4 protein-coding genes are annotated in these 2680 nt (G+C 70.4%); all 4 read left to right on the top strand.

Annotated features, from left to right (window positions below; genetic code table 11):
- Positions 1 to 248 precede the first annotated feature (248 nt).
- On the top strand, positions 249 to 659 hold the full coding sequence (locus tag FJ251_15305) for a cobalamin B12-binding domain-containing protein (GenBank protein ID MBM4119069.1): 411 nt from the start codon (positions 249 to 251) through the stop codon (positions 657 to 659).
- A 66-nt stretch (positions 660 to 725) separates the two neighbouring features.
- The gene (locus FJ251_15300) at positions 726 to 1577 is read left to right on the top strand and encodes a 3-hydroxybutyryl-CoA dehydrogenase (protein MBM4119068.1); all 852 of its coding nucleotides are present in this window, start codon (positions 726 to 728) and stop codon (positions 1575 to 1577) included.
- 17 nt (positions 1578 to 1594) lie between these two features.
- Positions 1595 to 2137, top strand: coding sequence for a hypothetical protein (locus tag FJ251_15295; protein ID MBM4119067.1), 543 nt, complete (start codon positions 1595 to 1597; stop codon positions 2135 to 2137).
- A 15-nt stretch (positions 2138 to 2152) separates the two neighbouring features.
- Positions 2153 to 2593, top strand: coding sequence for a hypothetical protein (locus FJ251_15290; protein MBM4119066.1), 441 nt, complete (start codon positions 2153 to 2155; stop codon positions 2591 to 2593).
- Positions 2594 to 2680: the final 87 nt, after the last annotated feature.

Here is a 2680-nt window from a genome sequence, read left to right as displayed (position 1 = left end):
TGCAAGACCTTGCGGCGGGCTGGTCTTCACCTGAGCTCGGGCGTTTACTTCGGGCGCCTTCGCGCCGGTGGGGACATGCGCGCGACGAAGCTCGTGTTCGTCAGGTAGCCGCCTGCTCGCAGGCCGGGCCAGCGTCGATCGCGGACGGCCCGCGTGGCCGAGCTCAGGCCCACTAATCCCATTCCCTTCCGAGGTCCCGATTTGGTATCGTCCGCCGGGGGCGATTCCGCTCGCGGGAGGGCAGGAGCATGGACGAACGCATCCGCGTGCTGGTGGCCAAGCCGGGCCTGGACGGCCACGACCGCGGCGCGCGCGTGATCGCCGCCGCCCTCGTCGAGGCCGGCATGGAGGTGATCTACACGGGCCTGCACCAGACGCCCGAGATGATCGCCGAGGCCGCCGTCCAGGAGGACGTCGACGTCGTGGGCCTGAGCATCCTCTCGGGCGCGCACATGCCCCTGATCCCGCGGGTGCGCGAGCGGCTCCTCGCCGCCGGCGCGGGGGACATCCTGATCACCGGCGGGGGCATCATCCCGCCCGAGGACGCGGCGGCGCTGGCCGCCCAGGGCGTGGGTCAACTGTTCGGCCCGGGCACGGACACGAGCGAGGTGGTGGACTACATTCGCGCCGAAGTGGCTCGGCGGCGCGCCGAGGCCTAGCGGCGCCGGGGTGGCGGGGGAAACCCCGCGAGCGGGGCCTCGTAGGGGGGCCTTTCCGGAGGCAGGATGAACGGGAACAGCGTGCTGGTGATCGGCGCGGGCACCATGGGGAACGGCATCGCCCAGGTCTTCGCGGCCTCCGGCTTCGACGTCACCATGGTCGATGTGAGCGAGGACTTCCTCAAGCGCGGTCTGGCCACCATCGACAAGAGCCTCGATCGCCTCGTCAAGAAGGAGGCGCTGAGCGCGGCCGACAAGCAGGGCATCCTCGGCCGCATCGCCACGGCAACTTCGATCCCGAGCAAGTCGGACGCCTTCCTCGCCGTCGAGGCCGCCACCGAGAACCTCGAGGTCAAGCACAAGCTCTTCGCCGCCCTGGCCAAGGCCCTCGGCGAGAGCGCCATCCTGGCCACGAACACCTCGAGCATCTCGATCTGCACGCTGGCCGGGCCGCTGCCGCACCGCGAGCGCGTCATCGGCATGCACTTCATGAACCCGGTGCCGATGATGAAGCTGGTCGAGATCATCCGCGGCCTGGACACCAGCGACGCGGTCACGGCGCGCACGGTGTCCCTGGCCGAGAAGCTCGGCAAGACGCCGGTCGTGGTGAACGACTACCCGGGCTTCGTCGCCAACCGCATCCTGATGCCGATGATCAACGAAGCGGTCTACACGCTGCAGGAGGGCGTGGCCGGCCGAGACGCGATCGACACGATCATGAAGCTGGGCATGGCCCACCCGATGGGCCCGCTGCAGCTCGCCGACCTGATCGGCCTGGACGTCTGCCTCTGGATCATGGAGGTGCTGCACCGGGACCTGGGCGACAGCAAGTACCGCCCCTGCCCGCTGCTGCGCAAGATGGTGGACGCCGGGCGCCTCGGCCGCAAGAGCGGCCGCGGCTTCTACGACTACGCCTGAGCGAAGGGAGAACGCCCATGCAGGCCCGTCGCCTGATTCCGCTGCTCCTCCTCCTCACCCTGCCTGTGGCGGCCCTGGCCGAGGGCTACCAGCGGGCGCCGATCTCCCGCGAAAGCGCGCTGCTGCGAAGCGCCTTCATTCCTGGGCTCGGCCAGATCGAGCAGGGTCGCACGGGCCGGGGCGCCCTCTGGGCAGGCGGCGCGGCGGCGCTCGTCGGCGGCACCTTCTTCGCGCACATGGAGTACCACAGCGCGGCCAAGGACATGGAGAACGCGGAGGCGAGCTACCGGCGCGCCGTGGCCGGGGGGCAGGGCATCGCGGCCCATGCCCAGCTCCTGGAGATGAAGCGCCTCGCGCCCATCGCCGATGACCGCTACGATCTGCGCCGCAACCTCGAGATCGGGCTGGCCCTCTGGTGGGCCGGCAACCTCGTGGACACCTGGCTGTTCGGAGGACCCGCCGATTCCGCCGCCGCCGGCGACGGCGCCGCGCTGCCCGGGCACCTGACGCCCGTTCTGCAGCGCGGTGCGGCCGGCCTGGCCTGGACCATCGCCTTCTAGCGCAAGGAGACTGGCATGTCGCGACGGATGCTCCTGCTCGCCCTGGCCCTCGCGGGACTGACGCTGCTCCTCGGCTCCTGCAGCAAGGAGCACGAGGACCTGCTGACCGTACTCGAGGGGCCGGTGCCCAAGATCACCCTGGCGCAACGCCTGGACCCGGAGAGCGTCCAGCTCGAGTGGACGGTGCCCAATGCGGGTGGCGTGGACGAGTACCGCCTCTACGTCGGCCTCTACGTCAACCTCGGCTATGCCGTGCTCGATTCCATGGCCTTCTGGCAGGCGACCAGCGAGCCGGAGCTGCTCTACGAGGATCCGGGCCTCGCCTACGTCGACCCCGTGCTCTGCGAGCAGGCCGGCCTCTGCGACTCGCTCTACGTCTACACCTACTTCTGCGTGAGCGCCGTGCGCGGCGGCGAGGAGAGCCTGCTCAGCCCGCCCGCGTTCATCACGCCCTAGCTCCCGGGGCGAGGCGACCGCCTGGAACGCTCCTTGATGTCAGCCCTCCCGTCGCGTCGGCGGCGGGAGGGCGTTTCCTAAGCGGGC

This window comes from bacterium (genome assembly GCA_016873475.1).
In the GTDB taxonomy this organism is placed as follows: Bacteria; Krumholzibacteriota; Krumholzibacteriia; order JACNKJ01; family JACNKJ01; genus VGXI01.
Note: the sequence above shows the minus strand (reverse complement) of the source record. Positions and strands in the feature narration are given on the sequence as shown.